The organism is Bradyrhizobium sp. (genome assembly GCF_049581145.1).
Classification (GTDB): domain Bacteria; phylum Pseudomonadota; class Alphaproteobacteria; order Rhizobiales; family Xanthobacteraceae; genus Bradyrhizobium.
The window spans coordinates 1-15,109 of the sequence record NZ_JBAURI010000883.1; the positions used below are offsets into that span (position 1 = coordinate 1).

Genomic DNA, 15,109 nt, shown 5'->3' on the forward strand with positions numbered 1-15,109 from the left:
CGGCACGAGGCGGCGCTTCGAAACGCCGCCCGGCGTCTGGCCAGGCTCTACGACGGCGTGCTGGAGCCGAGCGGCCTGAAGGCGACGCAATATATCCACTCACGCAAATCTACGACCTCGGCAATCCAACCATGGCCAACCTCGCCAATCATCTGCTGATGGACTTGTCGGCGACGCGTCACTCCCTTGGACCGCTGATCCGCGATCGGCTGGTCCGACTTCGCGTCGACCCGAAGGACCGCCGGGTCAAACGCGTAACCCTGACACCCTCCGGCACGGCGAAATTCAAGCAAGCCATGCAGCTCTGGCGAACGGCGCAAGACCGTTTCGAGCGCGCGTTCGGGCCGGCCCACGCGGCCCAGCTCCGTTCCGAATTGAGCGTTCTGGCTTCCGATGAATTCAAGGAGGCGTTATGAAACGACCGGGCATGTCGCCATCAACGGATGGCGAAACGCCGAATCAGCGAGCACGAAGCCGCCGATCAGCGCCTTCGATGCCGGAAAGCTGCCCGCAAATCGCAGGACATGTCAGCCCTTCTGCTCGACGAGTGGCCGGGCGGCAAAAGCGCCTTGCCGGCTGACCTCGGCAACGACGCGGTCAGCGACCTCGGCGGCCGCGGCAACGACTTGCGGCGTCAATGCGGCGCCATGGTCGAAACAACCGCCCTCGATCGCATAGACAATGAGGGTTTTAGGCCGCGACCGCAGCGCGCCGGCGAGCGCGATCGTCTCCGCAAGGCCGAAGGCGTGGCTCGATGCGAACGACGCGCCGCGCGGCAGTCCGCCGGCGTGGAACCGATCAATCCGTCCCGGCGTGCCGCTCGGCTCGGCAGCATCGATGCATATCACCACATCGAAGCCGGCCCAGTCCTCGATCAGGGAAATGATGTCGCCATGTCGCGACATCAGCTTTACATCCGAAGGCAGCCGTCCGGCTAGCCTGGTTGCGACCAGAGCGCCAACCCCATCGTCGCCGCGGTCCGGATTGCCGATGGCGACCACAAGCACCTTCGGCGGACCGAGACCGCCCTGCCCCAGGCTGCTCATGTCCGGCGTACCCTGAGCTTGAGAAAATGGGTGGAGCAGGAAATGCAGGGGTCGTGGTTGCGGATGCTCTGCTCGCAGCGGTGGCGGATGATGTCGTCGGACTGATCGATGACGGTGGTTGCAACGGCCGCGAGATCGGCTTCGATGCTGGGCTGGTTCTGTGATGTCGGCGGCACGATGCGGGCGCGTTCGATGGTGCCGTCGGCCTGGAATTCATAGCGGTGCCAGCAGATCCCGCGCGGCGCCTCGGTGCAGCCAAAGCCGGTCCCGGCGCGAGGCGCGATCGTCACCGCAGCCTGCCCCGGCGGCTCATAGGCGGCGATCAGCCGCAACGCTTCCTCGCAGGCAAAGACGATCTCCAGCGCGCGGACAATGATGCTCTTGAACGGATTGCGGCAAACCTGCCCCAGCCCGGCCTCGTGCGCCAGCGCCTGGACCGGAGCCGGTAGCCGATCGAAGTTCAGCGCATAGCGCGCCAGCGGACCGACGAGATAGGCGCCGCGCCGCTTCAGCAGGGAATGCAGCGCGGTCGAATGCGCAACATGCCTTTCCGCAAATTCCGTTTCGTAGTCGGCAATATCGATGTCGATATCCGCGCTGGAGACCAGCCGCCCTTCGTTGAGCGGATATTCATCCGGATGGCGCAGCGCGACGAATTCATAGTCCCGCTCGACGTCCGGGAATGGGAAGGTCGCAACCCAGCGCACCAGGTTGACGGCGAGATCGCGGGCGCGGGCAAGCCTTTCCGCGACGGGTGCAAGCTCGGCGCGCGTCGGCAACCGATGAAAGCCGCCCGGCTTGACGTTGACCGGGTGAATCTCGCGGCCGCCGATCGCCCGCATCAAGTCGTTGCCGGCCTTCTTGAGCGCCAGCCCGTCACGGACGGCGTCGCCGTGGTCCTGCGCCATCCGGATCCCATCGGGAAACCCGAGGAAATCCGGCGCATGCAGCATCACGACATGAAGCCCGTGGCTTTCGATCCACTCCCCGCAATAGATCAGCCGGCGCAGCGCCCGAAGCTGACCATCGACCCTGACGCCAAAGGCATTCTCGACCGCATGAACAGCCCCCATCTGATAGGCAATTGGACATATGCCGCAGATACGCGCGACGATGTCGGGCAGTTCGGCGTAGCCACGGCCCCGCAGGAACGCTTCGAAGAAGCGCGGCGGCTCGAACAGTTTCAGCGCCGCGGATGCGACCCGGCCATCGCTGATTTCGAGTTCGAGCGCGCCCTCGCCTTCCACGCGGGCGAGATAGTCGACCCGGATCGTCCTGCTTGTCGTCGTCATATTCGGCGTTGCTTGTTTTGCATTGTGCTATTTTTCATGGGCCTCGCTCTCCTTCCGGAAGGCGTCGGCGGCGGCATTGAAGCTGCGGAAGGCGCGAACGATGTCGCGCGGCATCGCGCCGAGCGACTGCCATTGGCGCGCCAGCGCCGGGGTATTCGGAGTCTCCATCGGACCGTAACAGCCGTAGCAGCCGCGGCGGAAGGCGGGACAAATGGCTCCGCAGCCGGCATGCGTGACCGGACCGAGGCAGGGTGTTCCCTGCACCATCACGCAAACGGTCCCGCGCTGCTTGCATTCGACGCACACGCTGTGGGCCGCGATCGACGGCTTGCGGCCGGCCAGGAAGGCGGAGATCACCTCGATCAGTTGCGCCTTGTCGATCGGGCAGCCGCGCAGTTCGTAGTCGACGGCGACATGGGCCGAGATCGGCGTCGAGGTCGCAAGCGTCGAGATGTATTGCGGTGATGCATAGACGGCGGCGATGAAGTCGTTGACGTCGGCGAAATTCCTCAGCGCCTGGATGCCGCCAGCGGTTGCGCAGGCGCCGATCGTGACGAGGTATTTTGATTGCTCCCTGACCATCCGGATCCGCTCCGCATCATGCGCGGTCGTGATCGAGCCCTCGACCAGGGAAAGGTCGTAAGGCCCCTCGCCAACCAGGCTCGAGGCTTCCGGAAAATTGGCGATCTCGATGGCGCCGGCGAGCGTCAGAAGCTCATCCTCGCAATCGAGCAGCGAGAGCTGGCAGCCGTCGCAGGAGGCGAACTTCCAGACCGCAAGGCGCGGACGCTGTTTTGCCATCTCAGATTTCCCGCACCGCGAAGATATCGGCGATCTCATTGAACGGCATCACCGGCCCATCCTTGCACACAAAGCTTGGCCCGAATTGGCAGTGGCCGCACAGGCCGATAGCGCACTTCATGTTGCGCTCCATCGAAAGATAGATGTGCTCGGATGCGACCCCGGCGTCATGCAACGCTCTGGCGCTGTATCGCATCATCACTTCCGGACCGCAAACGAACGCGACCGTGTCATGAGGATCGAAAATCGCCCGCGGGATCAGCGCCGGCACGACGCCGACATGACCCCGCCATTCGACATCGCTGTGATCCACCGTGACCTCGATGCCGATATCGAGGTGCTGTCGCCACGTCTCGAGCTCATGCCGGTAAAGCAGGTCGTGCGGGTTGCGGCTGCCGAACAGGATCGTCACCCGCCCGTAACGCGCCCGGTTGGTCAATACATGATAGATCGCCGGCCGGAGCGGCGCGAGGCCGAGACCTCCGGCCACCATGACGACATCCGAGCCTTCCGCCGTCTCGACCGGCCAGCCGACCCCAAATGGACCGCGCAGCCCGAGCGTTGCCCCGGTTTCCAATCGCGTGATCGCCCTGCTGACGGCGCCGACATCGCGGACGGTGTGCACGAATTTTGTCTGGTCGACGCAGTCACCGCTCATACTGATGGCGATTTCGCCGACGCCGAAGGCGTACAGCATGTTGAACTGGCCCGGCCTGAAGGCGGGACGCTTGCCGGCGAGCGGGGCGATCTCCAACGTCACGGTATCCGGCAGCTCGCGGCGCAGGCTGCCGACGCGATAGATTTCGGGAACGAAGGGGTCGGTACGCGGTCCCGCGGCGCAGGCACTTGGCGGACCCATGTCAGCGCTTCCCATAAACGTCGAGAATCTGCAGTTGCGTCGCTTGCAGGCGCTTGACGAAAACCGGCAGGAAACGCTTCATCATCTCGTAGCCGAGATGGTGATCCGCCTCGCATTTGCTGCGCAGGCACGCCGCATCGATACCGATTGCACGGACCAGTTCGACCGCGCGGGCGTCGAATGTCCAGCGATAGGGCGGGACAAGCCAGGACGCGCCAACGATCTCGCCCTCGCCGAGCGTCGAAAAAACCATCGGCGTCCGTCCCGGCGCCACGATCTCGAGCGCCACCTTGCCATGGCGGATCAGGAAAAACTCATCGGCCGGCTCGCCTTCGCGATACAGATAATCGCCGGCATTGAAGCGATGATTGCGGGCACACCCCGCCACCAGCGCGCTATACTCCGGCGCAAAGCCCGCGAAGAAGGAATGCTCCCCAAGAATCTGCTCAAGCCCCCTCATGCGGCTCTCCCTTGCTTGGCGGGCTGCTCGCCCGGATGGCGGCGGCCTCCGCCGTGATGTCGATCCCGACCGGACACCAGGTGATGCAGCGTCCGCAACCGACACAGCCCGAGGTCCCGAACTGATCGATCCAGCTCGCAAGCTTGTGCGTCATCCATTGCCGATAACGCGCGCTGCCGCTCTGCCTTACGCTGCCACCGTGGAGGTAGGAAAAGTCCATGGTGAAGCAGGAATCCCATTTCCGGATCCGCTCTGCGGACTGAGCCGTGAGATCGCTATGATCTTCCACGGTCGTGCAGAAGCAGGTCGGACAGACCGACGTGCAGTTGCCGCAAGCGAGGCAGCGTTCGGCTGCATCATCCCAGCGCGGATGGGTCGGATTGGCCTGCAGCAGTCCCTTCAGGCCGCCGGTGTCCAGAGTCCGCCCCATCGCGTTGCGGGTACCCGCGATGACGGCTTCGGCGGCCGCAAGATCGGCACCGGATGCGGCGCGATGCGGCAATCGCTCGAGCAGTTCGCCGCCGGCCTGGCTTCCGGCCTCGACCAGAAATTCGTGGCGCGCCGCGTCGATCAGCTCGGTCAGCGCCAGATCGAAACCGGCGTCGGCCTGCGGTCCCGTCCCCATCGACACGCAGAAGCAGGTTCCTCCGGCCTGCCCGCAATTGACGGCGACGATGAAGGCGTCCTGCCGCCGCATTCCGTACGTTGCGTCACGATAAGGACCTTCCAGGAAGATGCGGTCCTGGATCGCGATCGCATGCAGCTCGCAAGCGCGCACGCCAATGAAAGCGAATCGACGCGTTTCCGGACTGGCGGACTCGATGGTAAAGCCATCGTCGCCGCGGCGTGCCGTCCACAGCTTCTCGATCGGCGGATGCAAAAATTGTTTCCAGGAGTGCGGTCCGACCGCAAAGCCGAAGACCGCGTTGTCCTCGCGACGCTCCAGAAGATAGCGCCCGGCGTCCTGGCGATCGGTCCATCCCGTCGGCAGGTCCTGGACGTGCGCGATATCGTCATAGACGATCGCGCCGTCGCGCACGGTCGGGCCCAACACCCGATGGCTGCCGGCAAGACCGGCGATGAGATCGCCAAGCGCATCGCGGGCAATCACCGCCTTTGCACCCTTGACCGGATGATCCTGCATCATGTCAAGTTTTTCCGATGATCGGCACGTTGCACGAATCCTGTCGGAGCACGCGTGCGAACGCAAGCGCAATGAAAGAGCCGGAATGCGCAGCCTCGGCGCATCAAGTTTTGTTTCACTCTCGGTCTCGACAGTTGAGCTGCAAATCAAAAAAGACTTTGGTCGATTGACGATGTCTACTGTTGATTCAAGTCAACGAAAGTCGCCATCACGGAATTGCCGGCGGCCACGCAGCGCAGCGTCGAGCGCGTCGGATTTGGATAGCTTCGCAAACACGACGCTTGGGTATTTGTGCCGACACGAATTGGATGCCGCCAGCCACATCCTTCTCCCCGCGAAAATCCGAGCTCAGCACATGATGCTCACACCTTCTTGAAGGCAAACGCGGGTTTACTCGCCCTTGCTTTTCAAGCTGGGCGATCCACGCGGGCGGAGGCAAGGCTCAACCTACCAGCCGAGGAATAGGGTTCCGCGGCGGGCCCGCCGTCGCCAGCGCTAATACACCCGCTCCTTCGGCGGGATTGTCGCCGTGTCGTTCGAGAGCGGCTGCAAATGAACCGGCCGGTAGGCTAATCGCACGCCGCCGTTGTCGCTCAGCCAACTCAGAGTATGCTTGAGCCAGTTTTCGTCGTCGCGTTTCGTAAAATCCTCGCGCGCGTGGGCGCCGCGGCTTTCCTGGCGCCCGATCGCGGAATGCAGGCTGACGCTTGCCTGCGCCAGCATGTTATCGAGCTCAAGCGCTTCGGCGAGATCGGTGTTGAAGATCATCGAACGGTCGCTGATACCGAGATCGTCGCGCATTGTTCTTACGACATCGTCGAGCTTGCCAAGACCCTGCTGCAACAAGGGACCGTCACGGAACACGGCACAGTGCCGCTGCATCGTCCGCTGCATCGCAAGCCGGACGTCGCCTGCTCCGGTCTCACCCTTTGACCACCTGATCTTGTCGAATCGGGCGATGGCGCGCTCGGTGGCGGCCTTCGGAATTGGCGCATGGTCCTCGCCTCGCCGCAGCGTCTCGATCGCGCGCAACGCCGCGGCGCGGCCGAACACGACGATATCCAGCAGCGAGTTGGAGCCGAGCCGGTTCGCGCCGTGGACCGAGACACAGGCCGCTTCGCCGATCGCCATCAAGCCGGGAACGACCGCTTCGGGATCGCCCTCGCGGAGCGCAACGACCTCGCCATGCAGATTGGTCGGCACGCCGCCCATGTTGTAGTGCACCGTCGGCAGCACCGGGATAGGCTCGCGGGTGACGTCGACACCGGCGAAGATCCTTGCGGTCTCGCTAATTCCGGGCAGCCGCTCATGCAGGATTGCCGCGCCGAGATGCTCCAGATGCAGCTCGATGTAGTCCTTCTTCGGACCGCAACCGCGGCCCTCGTTGATCTCGATCGTCATGGCGCGGCAGACGACATCGCGCCCGGCGAGATCCTTGGCGCTCGGCGCGTAGCGCTCCATGAAGCGCTCGCCCTCGGAATTGGTGAAATAACCGCCCTCGCCGCGCGCGCCTTCGGTGATCAGGCAGCCGGAGCCGTAGATGCCGCTCGGATGAAACTGGGTGAACTCCATGTCTTCCAGCGGCAGGCCGGCGCGCAGCACCATGGCGTTGCCGTCGCCGGTGCAGGTATGAGCGGCGGTGCAGGAGAAGTAGACGCGGCCGTAGCCGCCGGTCGCCAGCACCGTGCGATGGGCGCGGAAACGATGCAAGGTGCCCTCCTCGATATTCCAGGCGAGGAGGCCGCGACAGGCGCCGTGCTCGTCCATCAGCAAATCGAGCGCGACGTATTCGACGAAGAATTCGGTGTCGTGCCTCAGGCACTGCTGATACAGCGCATGCAGGATGGCGTGGCCGGTGCGGTCGGCCGCGGCACAGGTGCGCTGCGCCATCTGCTTGCCGTAGCCGATGGTCTGGCCGCCGAACGGCCGCTGATAGATCCGGCCGTCTTCGGTGCGCGAGAACGGCACGCCAAAATGCTCGAGCTCCAGCACGGCGGGCACCGCCTCCCGGCACATGTACTCGATGGCGTCCTGGTCGCCGAGCCAGTCGGAGCCCTTGACGGTGTCGTACATGTGGAAGCGCCAATCATCGCCATCGCCCATGTTGCCGAGCGAAGCGGCCATGCCGCCCTGCGCCGCCACGGTGTGGCTGCGGGTCGGAAACACCTTGGTGATACAGGCCGTCTTCAGTCCCGACGCCGCCATGCCGAGCGCGGCCCGCAAGCCGGCGCCGCCGGCGCCGACGATCACGACGTCATGGCTGTGCTCGATGATGTCGTAAGCCTCTTTCATCGCTTCGGCCACTCCGCTCAGCGCGCCAGCAGATTGGTCTTGGCCAGATCGAGAACCTCGTCGCCGCGGCCGCTCATCACGGCGCGCAGCACCCACAGACTGAAGCCCTTGACCTGCTCGGCCGTGATCGTCGGCGGCATCGACAGCTCCTGCTTTGCCGTGACGACATCGAGCACCACCGGGCCGTCTTGGGCAAATCCATCGCGGACCGCGTTCGGCAGCTCCTCGGGGTCTTCGACCCTGATCGCGTGGATGCCCATGGCGCGGGCCATCGCCGCGAAATCGGGATTGTCCAGATCGACGCCGGTCTCGACGAAACCGGAGGCCTTCATTTCCAGCGCCACGAAACCGAGCGTACCGTTGTTGAAGATCACGACCTTCACCGGCAGCTTCATCTGCTTCAGCGTGATCAGGTCCCCCATCAGCATGGCAAATCCGCCGTCGCCCGACATCGACACGACCTGCCGCCCCTTCTGCGCCGCCTGCACGCCGATCGCGTGCGCCATGGCGTTGGCCATCGAGCCGTGGACCCAGGAGCCGACCAGACGCCTTCGTCCGTTCATCGCGAGATAGCGCGCCGCCCAGATCGTGGGCGTGCCGACATCGGCCGTGAACACGGCATCGTCGGCGGCCTCCTCGCTGAGGATGCGCGCAAGATACTGCGGATGGATCGGCTTGCGTCCGGGCGTCCCGCGGGCGAGTTCATCGAGCCCCGCGCGGGCCTTCCTGTAGTGCTCCAGGCTGGCGTCGAGATGCCTCCGCTCGGTCTTCGCCTTCAGCTTCGGCAGCAGCGCATCGATGGTGGCGCCGATATCGCCGACCAGGCCGAGGTCGAGCTTGCAGCGGCGACCCAGATTCTCGGGCCGGATGTCGACCTGCGCAATCCTGGCGTCCGTCGGCAGAAACTGCTTGTAGGGAAAGTCGGTGCCCAGCAAGAGCAGCGCGTCACAGGCGTGCATCGCGGCGTAGCCGGACGAGAAGCCGATGAACCCGGTCATGCCGACATCATAGGGATTGTCGTACTCGACGTGCTCCTTGCCGCCGAGCGCATGCACGATCGGGCTCTTGAGTATCTCGGCAAGCCGCATCAGATTGTCATGAGTGCCGGCGCAGCCGCGACCACAGAACAGCGTGACGCGTTTGCTGCTGTTCAACAGCTCTGCCAACGCCGTCAACTCGGGTTCGGCCGGCAGAATGATGGGCGCCGCCGGCAGCAAACCGGCATTCGGTGCGATGTCACGCTTGGGCGCCGGCCGCAGCGCCACGTCACCGGGAACGATGAGGACGGCGACACCACGCCGCCCGACCGCCGCGCGAATGGCGTTTTCCAGCACGTAAGGCAGCTGCGACGGGTCCGAGACCAGTTCGCAATAATGGCTGCATTCCCGAAACAGGTCCTGCGGGCGGGTCTCCTGAAAATAGCCGCCGCCGATCTCGCCGGATGGAATTTGCGCTGCGATCGCCAGCACCGGCGTGCGGCTGCGATGCGCGTCAAACAGGCCGTTGATGAGGTGGAGATTGCCGGGACCGCAGGATCCGGCACACACCGCGAGGGCGCCAGTGATCTGCGACTCGCCCGCGGCGGCGAAGGCCGCAACCTCCTCGTGGCGGACATGGATCCAATCGATGGCTCGTCGTTTGCGCAACGCCTCGGTCAGCCCGTTCAGGCTGTCGCCGACGACGCCGAAGATGCGCTTGACCCCCGCCTGCGCCAGTGTCTCAATGATGAGATCGGCGATGTTTTCGATGGGCACGGCTGCTACTCCTTCTTTACCGCTTCCTTATCGCGGCCGTTGCAACGGACACGGCGCGGGTTCACGCACAGCCGGCGGCTGGCACGAAACCACCGAACTCGCGTTCGATTGTTGGTGGCGCCGTAGATCTCGTCGTAACTCTGCCAATCGCGCAACATCAGCGGCACGCTGGTCTTGCCGAGGACAATGGCGCCGGCATCATTGACGCGAGAAAAGGTCGGCTCCCTCGATCAGCTACGTCCCCGGGATATGCCCGGGACAAATTCCGCGGCCGTAAGCAGCACGACCATCGCGAGCACGACCGGTTCAACCGACATGGTGGAACGGCCACTCATCGTTTTCGGCCAACTTCGTCCGCGGGCGGAATGGTGCGGTGACTGACCGGATCAAGCACCGTCTTGGATCTGACCGATTGACGATGCTGTTCGCGCGGATCGTCGGCGTGATCGTGATATTCCAGTCCGAGCGGACCGATCGCCGTCACCTGGGTGACATATTCGGAGGACTTGGCCCAATGGAAGTGCCAGGTGTCGCCGGGCAGCACGATGACGCTGCCCGGCGGATACGCCTCGACCTTGCTGCCGTCGAACGTCTCGCCAAGCCCGATATAGAACACGCCGGACATCACGGTGTAGATGCGATCCTCCGGATGCCGGTGCGGCATCAGCTTGACGTCGTGAGGAACCTTGACCCGGACCACGTAGGGGCCGGGCTCTGAGGGCTGCCCGACCAGAACAGCAAGCCGGGCCGAAGGCGGAAATGCCGCAAACGGCTTCCAGTCGATGTCTTCGGGCAGGATCGCCTTGAAATCGGCTTCACCCGGCTGATGCGCTCTTGCCATGTGATCCTCCTGCATCTTGACAGATTGGTCGAATTCGCGCGCCCAAACTCGGATAGGCCTCAGACCAGCTTGGCGTCCAAGGTAATCGCCGCGTTGAGGACTTTTGACACCGGGCAGTTCTTCTCGGCCTCGCCCGCCAGTTTCGTAAACGTGGCCTCGTCCAGGTTCGGCACCTTCGCGCGCAAGGTCAGCGCCGAGCGACTGATGCGAAATCCCTGGCCCTCCGGCTCGAGCGTGACCGCGGCTTCGGTCGTGAGTTCGGTCGGCGTCAGGCCCGCGCCCTGAAGAGCGAACGCCAGCGCCATCGTGAAACATCCGGCGTGGGCCGCCGCGATCAGTTCTTCCGGGTTGGTACCCTTCTCATTCTCGAAGCGGGTCTTGAACGAATACGGCGTCTGTTCGAGCACGCCGGAATCGCTCGTCAGATTGCCGTCGCCGGCGCGGCCGGTGCCGTGCCAAACTGCCTTTGCCTTGCGGATCATGTCATGTCTCCTTTGCTAGTCCTGTTCACCGAGAGTCTGGATGTAGGTCCTGCCATAAGGATAGAATAGCTCCTTACGGCCCTGCTGCCAGGCGGCCTTGAGTTCCGGCGTCGTGATATCCCAGTCCGGCCGGCATTTCCTGGTGACAGCACGCAAATCCTGCCGCAGCTCTTCCATGGTCGGTCGGCCGAAGAACCAATAGCCACTATATACCTTGTAGATGACAAGTTTTGGCTCAAGCACGATCACGTGCGGGATCATGGGATTGTGAACGGGATCGGTGTATTCGGCGATGTCGAGATCCTGCTGCACCACGCGGCGGGGGTCGGAGAGGAACGGCCAATGCGCCCCCACCCCGCTGCGATATTCGTTGGTCTCGGTGATATTGTCGGTGCTGACCGTAACCAGCCGGCAATAACCGACCTCCATCTCGCGATGCAGTTCGAGAAGCCCTTCGGCCTGCCGGCGATCCTTCGGGCAGAAAGCCCCGCGACTGAGCACGAGGACCATCGGATGCGGTCCTTGCAAGTCGGAGAGCTTGCGATGTTTCGCGGTGTGGTCGGAAAGCTCGTAGTCGGGAAAGACGGCACCGGGAATGATGTCAGATCGCATCTTTAGATCCTTTGGGTCGGCCGGTCGCCCCGGCTGCTTCAATATGGCCCGCATGCGATGCGGGTCGCCGCTCAGCTTTGGGCGACGTCGATGACGGCCTCGGCGAAGGCCTGCGGCGCTTCCTGCGGCAGATTGTGCCCGATGCCGCCCTTGACGGTCCGGTGCGAATATTTGCCGGAAAACATCTTGGCGTAGGCTGAGGGCTCCGGATGCGGCGCCCCGTTGGCGTCGCCTTCCATTGTGATGGTTGGCACCGTGATGGCCGGCGCCGCGGCCAACCGCTTTTCGACATCGTCGTATTTCGTTTCGCCCTGGGCCAAGTCAAGTCGCCAGCGATAATTGTGGATCACGACCGCGACATGATCCGGATTGTCGAAGGCGCCGGCGCTGCGCTCGAAGGTGGCGTCGTCGAACTCCCATTTCGGCGAGGCAAGCTGCCAGATCAGCTTTGCGAAATCGTGCCGGTTTTTGTCGTAGCCGACCCGGCCGCGCTCGGTGGCGAAATAATATTGATACCACCATTGCAACTCGGCCTTCGGCGGCAGCGGCATCTTGCCTGATTCCTGGTCGCCGATCAGATAGCCGCTCACCGAGACCAGCGCCTTGCAGCGCTCCGGCCACAGCGCTGCAATGATGTCCGCGGTGCGCGCGCCCCAATCGAAGCCGGCGATGGTCGCTTTGCCGACCTTGAGCGCGTCCATCAAGGCGATGATGTCGACGGCGACGACCCCCTGCTGGCCATTGCGCATCGTATCGTCGGACAGGAAACGCGTCGTCCCGTAGCCGCGCAGATACGGCACGATGACGCGGTGACCCTCCGCTGCCAAGAGCGGTGCGACATCGACGTAGCTATGGATATCGTAGGGCCAGCCGTGCAGCAGGATCACGGGCGGGCCGTCGGCGGGACCGGTTTCGGCATATCCGACGTTGAGCAGGCCGGCGTCGATCTGCTTCAGCGCGGCGAACGAGGTGTGCGGGCCGGGCTTGACGGCGCGCAGTCCGCTTGCTTTGGCCTTGACGGTGTCCGCGCGCCCGGATCCAGCAGTGCCGAACTCCGCCGCAGCAATGGCGAGCGCCGCGCCAGCGACGAAACGGCGGCGCTGGCGATCGATCGTTTCCGACGTTTTGATCTCATTCATGGCCGGTCTCCGTCTTCGATGGTCGTTCGCTGACGAAAGTGCGGCGCGCAGGTCGTGCGCGCCGCCTGTCTCAATCGTCTAACCGTGCGGCCTCAAGGCCGCCCTGGATCTCCAGGCCCGAGAGCTGTTACCGCGGGGCGAAGTGGCTGCCTTTGTCGATCTTGCTGGAATATATCAGCTTGCCATCATTGCGCTCGATCACATCCGCGACGACCGAGACGCCGCTCCAGGCTGGAATACGTAAGGCTTGTGTCCCAGCTCGTTCAACGATCCCCGGAACAAGCGGTTGATTGAATCTGCTTTTGCCGCACGCGGTGGGCTGGTCGGTCTTTCCAATTGTGAGATTTGTGAGGCTCGATCTCCGGTGCGCGGTTCTTGAACCAGCCCTCGGGCAGTTCCCGGCTTTGAGATCGCCGATCCGGAGGGCGCCGTACCGCCGTGCTGGCGATCCGGTCGGCGGCTGATTGCGCCAGATCGGAGCGAAAGCCCGCTTTTGTGCCTCGGACCGATCCGCATGCCCGAAGTTGCCTCTTCCCAAGCGAATTAATGCCCGCTTCATGAGACGAACTCGAGTCCGGCCATCGTATGCGCATCAGATCTGGATCGCCAACGACCGGCCCGGTCGTGCGCGGCAGTCCAACCCGACACCACGGAACTCGCCATCCATGGCCGCGTTGCATTTTCGTTACCGGTTCGTGACCGGGCTTTGTAGGGAAACCAGATGATCCGACCATCCTTCATCGCGCTGTTGTCATGGATCTGCCTGGCCTCACCCGCAGTCGGCGCGGGCCTTGACGCCGTCACCATCAACAATGCGGAGCTCGGTCCAAAGCCTCCCGCTGAGGACAAGATCAACGCCCTTGTGGTGAAAGCCCAGGTTCTCCTCGATCGTGCACGCTTCTCCCCGGGAGAGATCGACGGCAAGCTCGGCGAGAACGCGCAAAAGGCCCTGAGAGCCTTCGCCGAAGCCAAGGGCCTCAGCCCGAACCGGCCGCTGACGGCCGAGGTCTGGAAAGCGCTCGCGGCGACCAGCTCGGATGCCGTCGTCACCGACTACAAGATCACCAAGGATGACGTGAAGGGCCCCTTCCTGAAAAAGCTTCCGGCCAAGATGGAAGACATGAAGGATCTCGCAGCTCTCAGCTACACGAGCCCTCGCGAAGCCCTCGCCGAGAAGTTTCACCTGAGCGAGGATCTGCTCGAGGCATTGAATCCCGGAAAGAAATTCGATCAAGCCGGGGAGACGATCACTGTGACCAACGTCCCGAAGAACGACGCCAAATTGAAGGTTGGACGGATCGAGGTCGACAAGACGCGTCAAACCTTGAAGGCTTTCGCCCCTTCCGGCGAACTCGTGGCGTTCTTTCCGGCAACGGTCGGCAGCGAGGAAAAGCCCACGCCCAGCGGCACCTTGAAAGTCGAATCTGCCGATGCCAACCCGAATTACCGGTATAATCCCGACTACAAGTTCAAGGGCGTGAAATCCAGGGAGCCATTCGATATCAAGCCTGGGCCTAACAACCCGGCAGGTTCGTTCTGGATCGGTCTTTCGGCGGAAGGCTATGGCATCCATGGGACGCCCAACCCATCGAGGGTCAGCAAATCCGAATCCCATGGTTGCGTGCGACTGACCAATTGGGACGTCACCTTCCTGGGCAAGAGCGTCAAGAAGGGTACGCCGGTGGAGTTTGTCGATTCGTCGCAGGCGGAGCGAAAGAGCTAGTACGACGTCGACTCGCCGCCCGGCTCGCCGCGTGGTTGCTCGATGAAATTCACCGGAATTCCCTTGCTCAGCATGTCAGCCAGACGCTGAACGTCCCAGTTCGTCAGCCGCACGCAGCCATGCGACGCGGCGCTGCCGACCTGCGAGGGCTCTGGTGTGCCATGAATACCGTAGCTCGGCTTCGACAAAGCGATCCACATCGTGCCGAGCGGATTGTTCGGGCCGGGCCCCAAGTCGAATGCCCGCCGCGTCTCCACTTCCTTGAACTGGTATCTGGGATTGTAGTGGAAGAGCGGGTCGCTTTCGATCAGCGTCACTTTCAGCGTTCCGGAGGGAGTGGGCTTGTCATCGCTGCCGACGGACGCCGGAAAGAACGCGATCAACTCGTTTTCTCTGGAATAGACCTTGACCGTTTGCCGGCTCTTGTCGACGTCGAGGCGGGCTGCGGCCAAAGGCTTCCGCTCGGTGACCACGTTGGCGACGATGATCTTTTCACCCGCGCTCGCAAATGATGCGTCTGGATTGAGGGCGGCAAGCAAGGCCGGGCTCATATGGAATCTTTCGGCAAGGGCCTCCCGCAGATCGGCGTAGCCCAGCGTTCGAAAACCCTGCTGCTGTTCGATCTTGGCCGGAAGCTGCATGAACGGCCCTTTGAGGTCTTCAC

Annotated in this window: 16 protein-coding genes; 2 read left to right on the top strand and 14 right to left on the bottom strand. The window is 63.4% G+C overall.

Annotation, left to right across the window (positions count from 1 at the left end; genetic code table 11):
• Nucleotides 1–131 precede the first annotated feature (131 nt).
• Nucleotides 132–416: a MarR family winged helix-turn-helix transcriptional regulator gene (locus WCB02_RS28800; protein ID WP_423963145.1), complete on the top strand. Its 285-nt coding sequence runs from the start codon at nt 132–134 to the stop codon at nt 414–416.
• 111 nt (nt 417–527) lie between these two features.
• Here WCB02_RS28800 and WCB02_RS28805 read toward each other — a convergent pair whose 3' ends face one another.
• The 13 genes from WCB02_RS28805 to WCB02_RS28865 all read right to left on the bottom strand — a co-directional run bounded on the left by WCB02_RS28805 (nt 528) and on the right by WCB02_RS28865 (nt 13,281).
• Nucleotides 528–1,046 (bottom strand): hydrogenase maturation protease, encoded by a 519-nt coding sequence (locus WCB02_RS28805; protein WP_423963146.1) that lies wholly within the window; start codon nt 1,044–1,046, stop codon nt 528–530.
• Nucleotides 1,043–2,338, bottom strand: coding sequence for a Ni/Fe hydrogenase subunit alpha (locus WCB02_RS28810; RefSeq protein WP_423963147.1), 1,296 nt, complete (start codon nt 2,336–2,338; stop codon nt 1,043–1,045). The genes WCB02_RS28805 and WCB02_RS28810 overlap by 4 nt, the downstream gene beginning before the upstream one ends.
• A gap of 27 nt (nt 2,339–2,365) precedes the next feature.
• Nucleotides 2,366–3,139, bottom strand: a complete 774-nt coding sequence (locus WCB02_RS28815) for an oxidoreductase (RefSeq protein ID WP_423963148.1) — start codon at nt 3,137–3,139, stop codon at nt 2,366–2,368.
• Between the two features lies 1 nt (nt 3,140).
• Nucleotides 3,141–3,998: an FAD/NAD(P)-binding protein gene (locus WCB02_RS28820; protein WP_423963149.1), complete on the bottom strand. Its 858-nt coding sequence runs from the start codon at nt 3,996–3,998 to the stop codon at nt 3,141–3,143.
• A gap of 1 nt (nt 3,999) precedes the next feature.
• Complete coding sequence (locus tag WCB02_RS28825) at nt 4,000–4,458, bottom strand: cyclic nucleotide-binding domain-containing protein (protein ID WP_423963150.1); 459 nt, start codon at nt 4,456–4,458, stop codon at nt 4,000–4,002.
• Complete coding sequence (locus tag WCB02_RS28830) at nt 4,445–5,605, bottom strand: 4Fe-4S dicluster domain-containing protein (RefSeq protein WP_423963151.1); 1,161 nt, start codon at nt 5,603–5,605, stop codon at nt 4,445–4,447. The genes WCB02_RS28825 and WCB02_RS28830 overlap by 14 nt, the downstream gene beginning before the upstream one ends.
• A 492-nt stretch (nt 5,606–6,097) precedes the next feature.
• Nucleotides 6,098–7,894, bottom strand: coding sequence for a succinate dehydrogenase flavoprotein subunit (gene sdhA / locus WCB02_RS28835; RefSeq protein WP_423963152.1), 1,797 nt, complete (start codon nt 7,892–7,894; stop codon nt 6,098–6,100).
• Nucleotides 7,895–7,911: 17 nt separating this feature from the next.
• Entirely contained in the window at nt 7,912–9,648 is a 1,737-nt protein-coding gene (poxB, locus tag WCB02_RS28840; protein ID WP_423963153.1) for a ubiquinone-dependent pyruvate dehydrogenase, read from the bottom strand.
• A gap of 331 nt (nt 9,649–9,979) precedes the next feature.
• Nucleotides 9,980–10,489 carry a cupin domain-containing protein gene (locus WCB02_RS28845; protein ID WP_423963154.1) on the bottom strand — a complete coding sequence of 170 codons (510 nt, stop codon included), beginning with the start codon at nt 10,487–10,489 and terminating at the stop codon, nt 9,980–9,982.
• A gap of 59 nt (nt 10,490–10,548) precedes the next feature.
• Complete coding sequence (locus tag WCB02_RS28850; RefSeq protein ID WP_423963155.1) at nt 10,549–10,971, bottom strand: OsmC family protein; 423 nt, start codon at nt 10,969–10,971, stop codon at nt 10,549–10,551.
• 15 nt (nt 10,972–10,986) lie between these two features.
• On the bottom strand, nt 10,987–11,583 hold the full coding sequence (locus WCB02_RS28855; RefSeq protein WP_423963156.1) for a redoxin domain-containing protein: 597 nt from the start codon (nt 11,581–11,583) through the stop codon (nt 10,987–10,989).
• 71 nt (nt 11,584–11,654) lie between these two features.
• Complete coding sequence (locus WCB02_RS28860) at nt 11,655–12,722, bottom strand: alpha/beta fold hydrolase (protein WP_423963157.1); 1,068 nt, start codon at nt 12,720–12,722, stop codon at nt 11,655–11,657.
• A 127-nt stretch (nt 12,723–12,849) separates the two neighbouring features.
• A complete protein-coding gene (locus tag WCB02_RS28865; protein WP_423963158.1) occupies nt 12,850–13,281 on the bottom strand; it encodes a hypothetical protein in 432 nt (143 codons plus the stop codon).
• 162 nt (nt 13,282–13,443) lie between these two features.
• Between WCB02_RS28865 and WCB02_RS28870 the strand changes: the two genes are divergently transcribed.
• Nucleotides 13,444–14,445 (top strand): L,D-transpeptidase family protein, encoded by a 1,002-nt coding sequence (locus tag WCB02_RS28870; RefSeq protein WP_423963159.1) that lies wholly within the window; start codon nt 13,444–13,446, stop codon nt 14,443–14,445.
• On the opposite strand, the gene WCB02_RS28875 is transcribed toward WCB02_RS28870, so the two are convergent.
• Nucleotides 14,442–15,109: L,D-transpeptidase (locus WCB02_RS28875; protein WP_423963160.1), on the bottom strand; the 668-nt coding region annotated here is incomplete at its 5' end. The two genes, WCB02_RS28870 and WCB02_RS28875, sit on opposite strands and share 4 nt — an antisense overlap.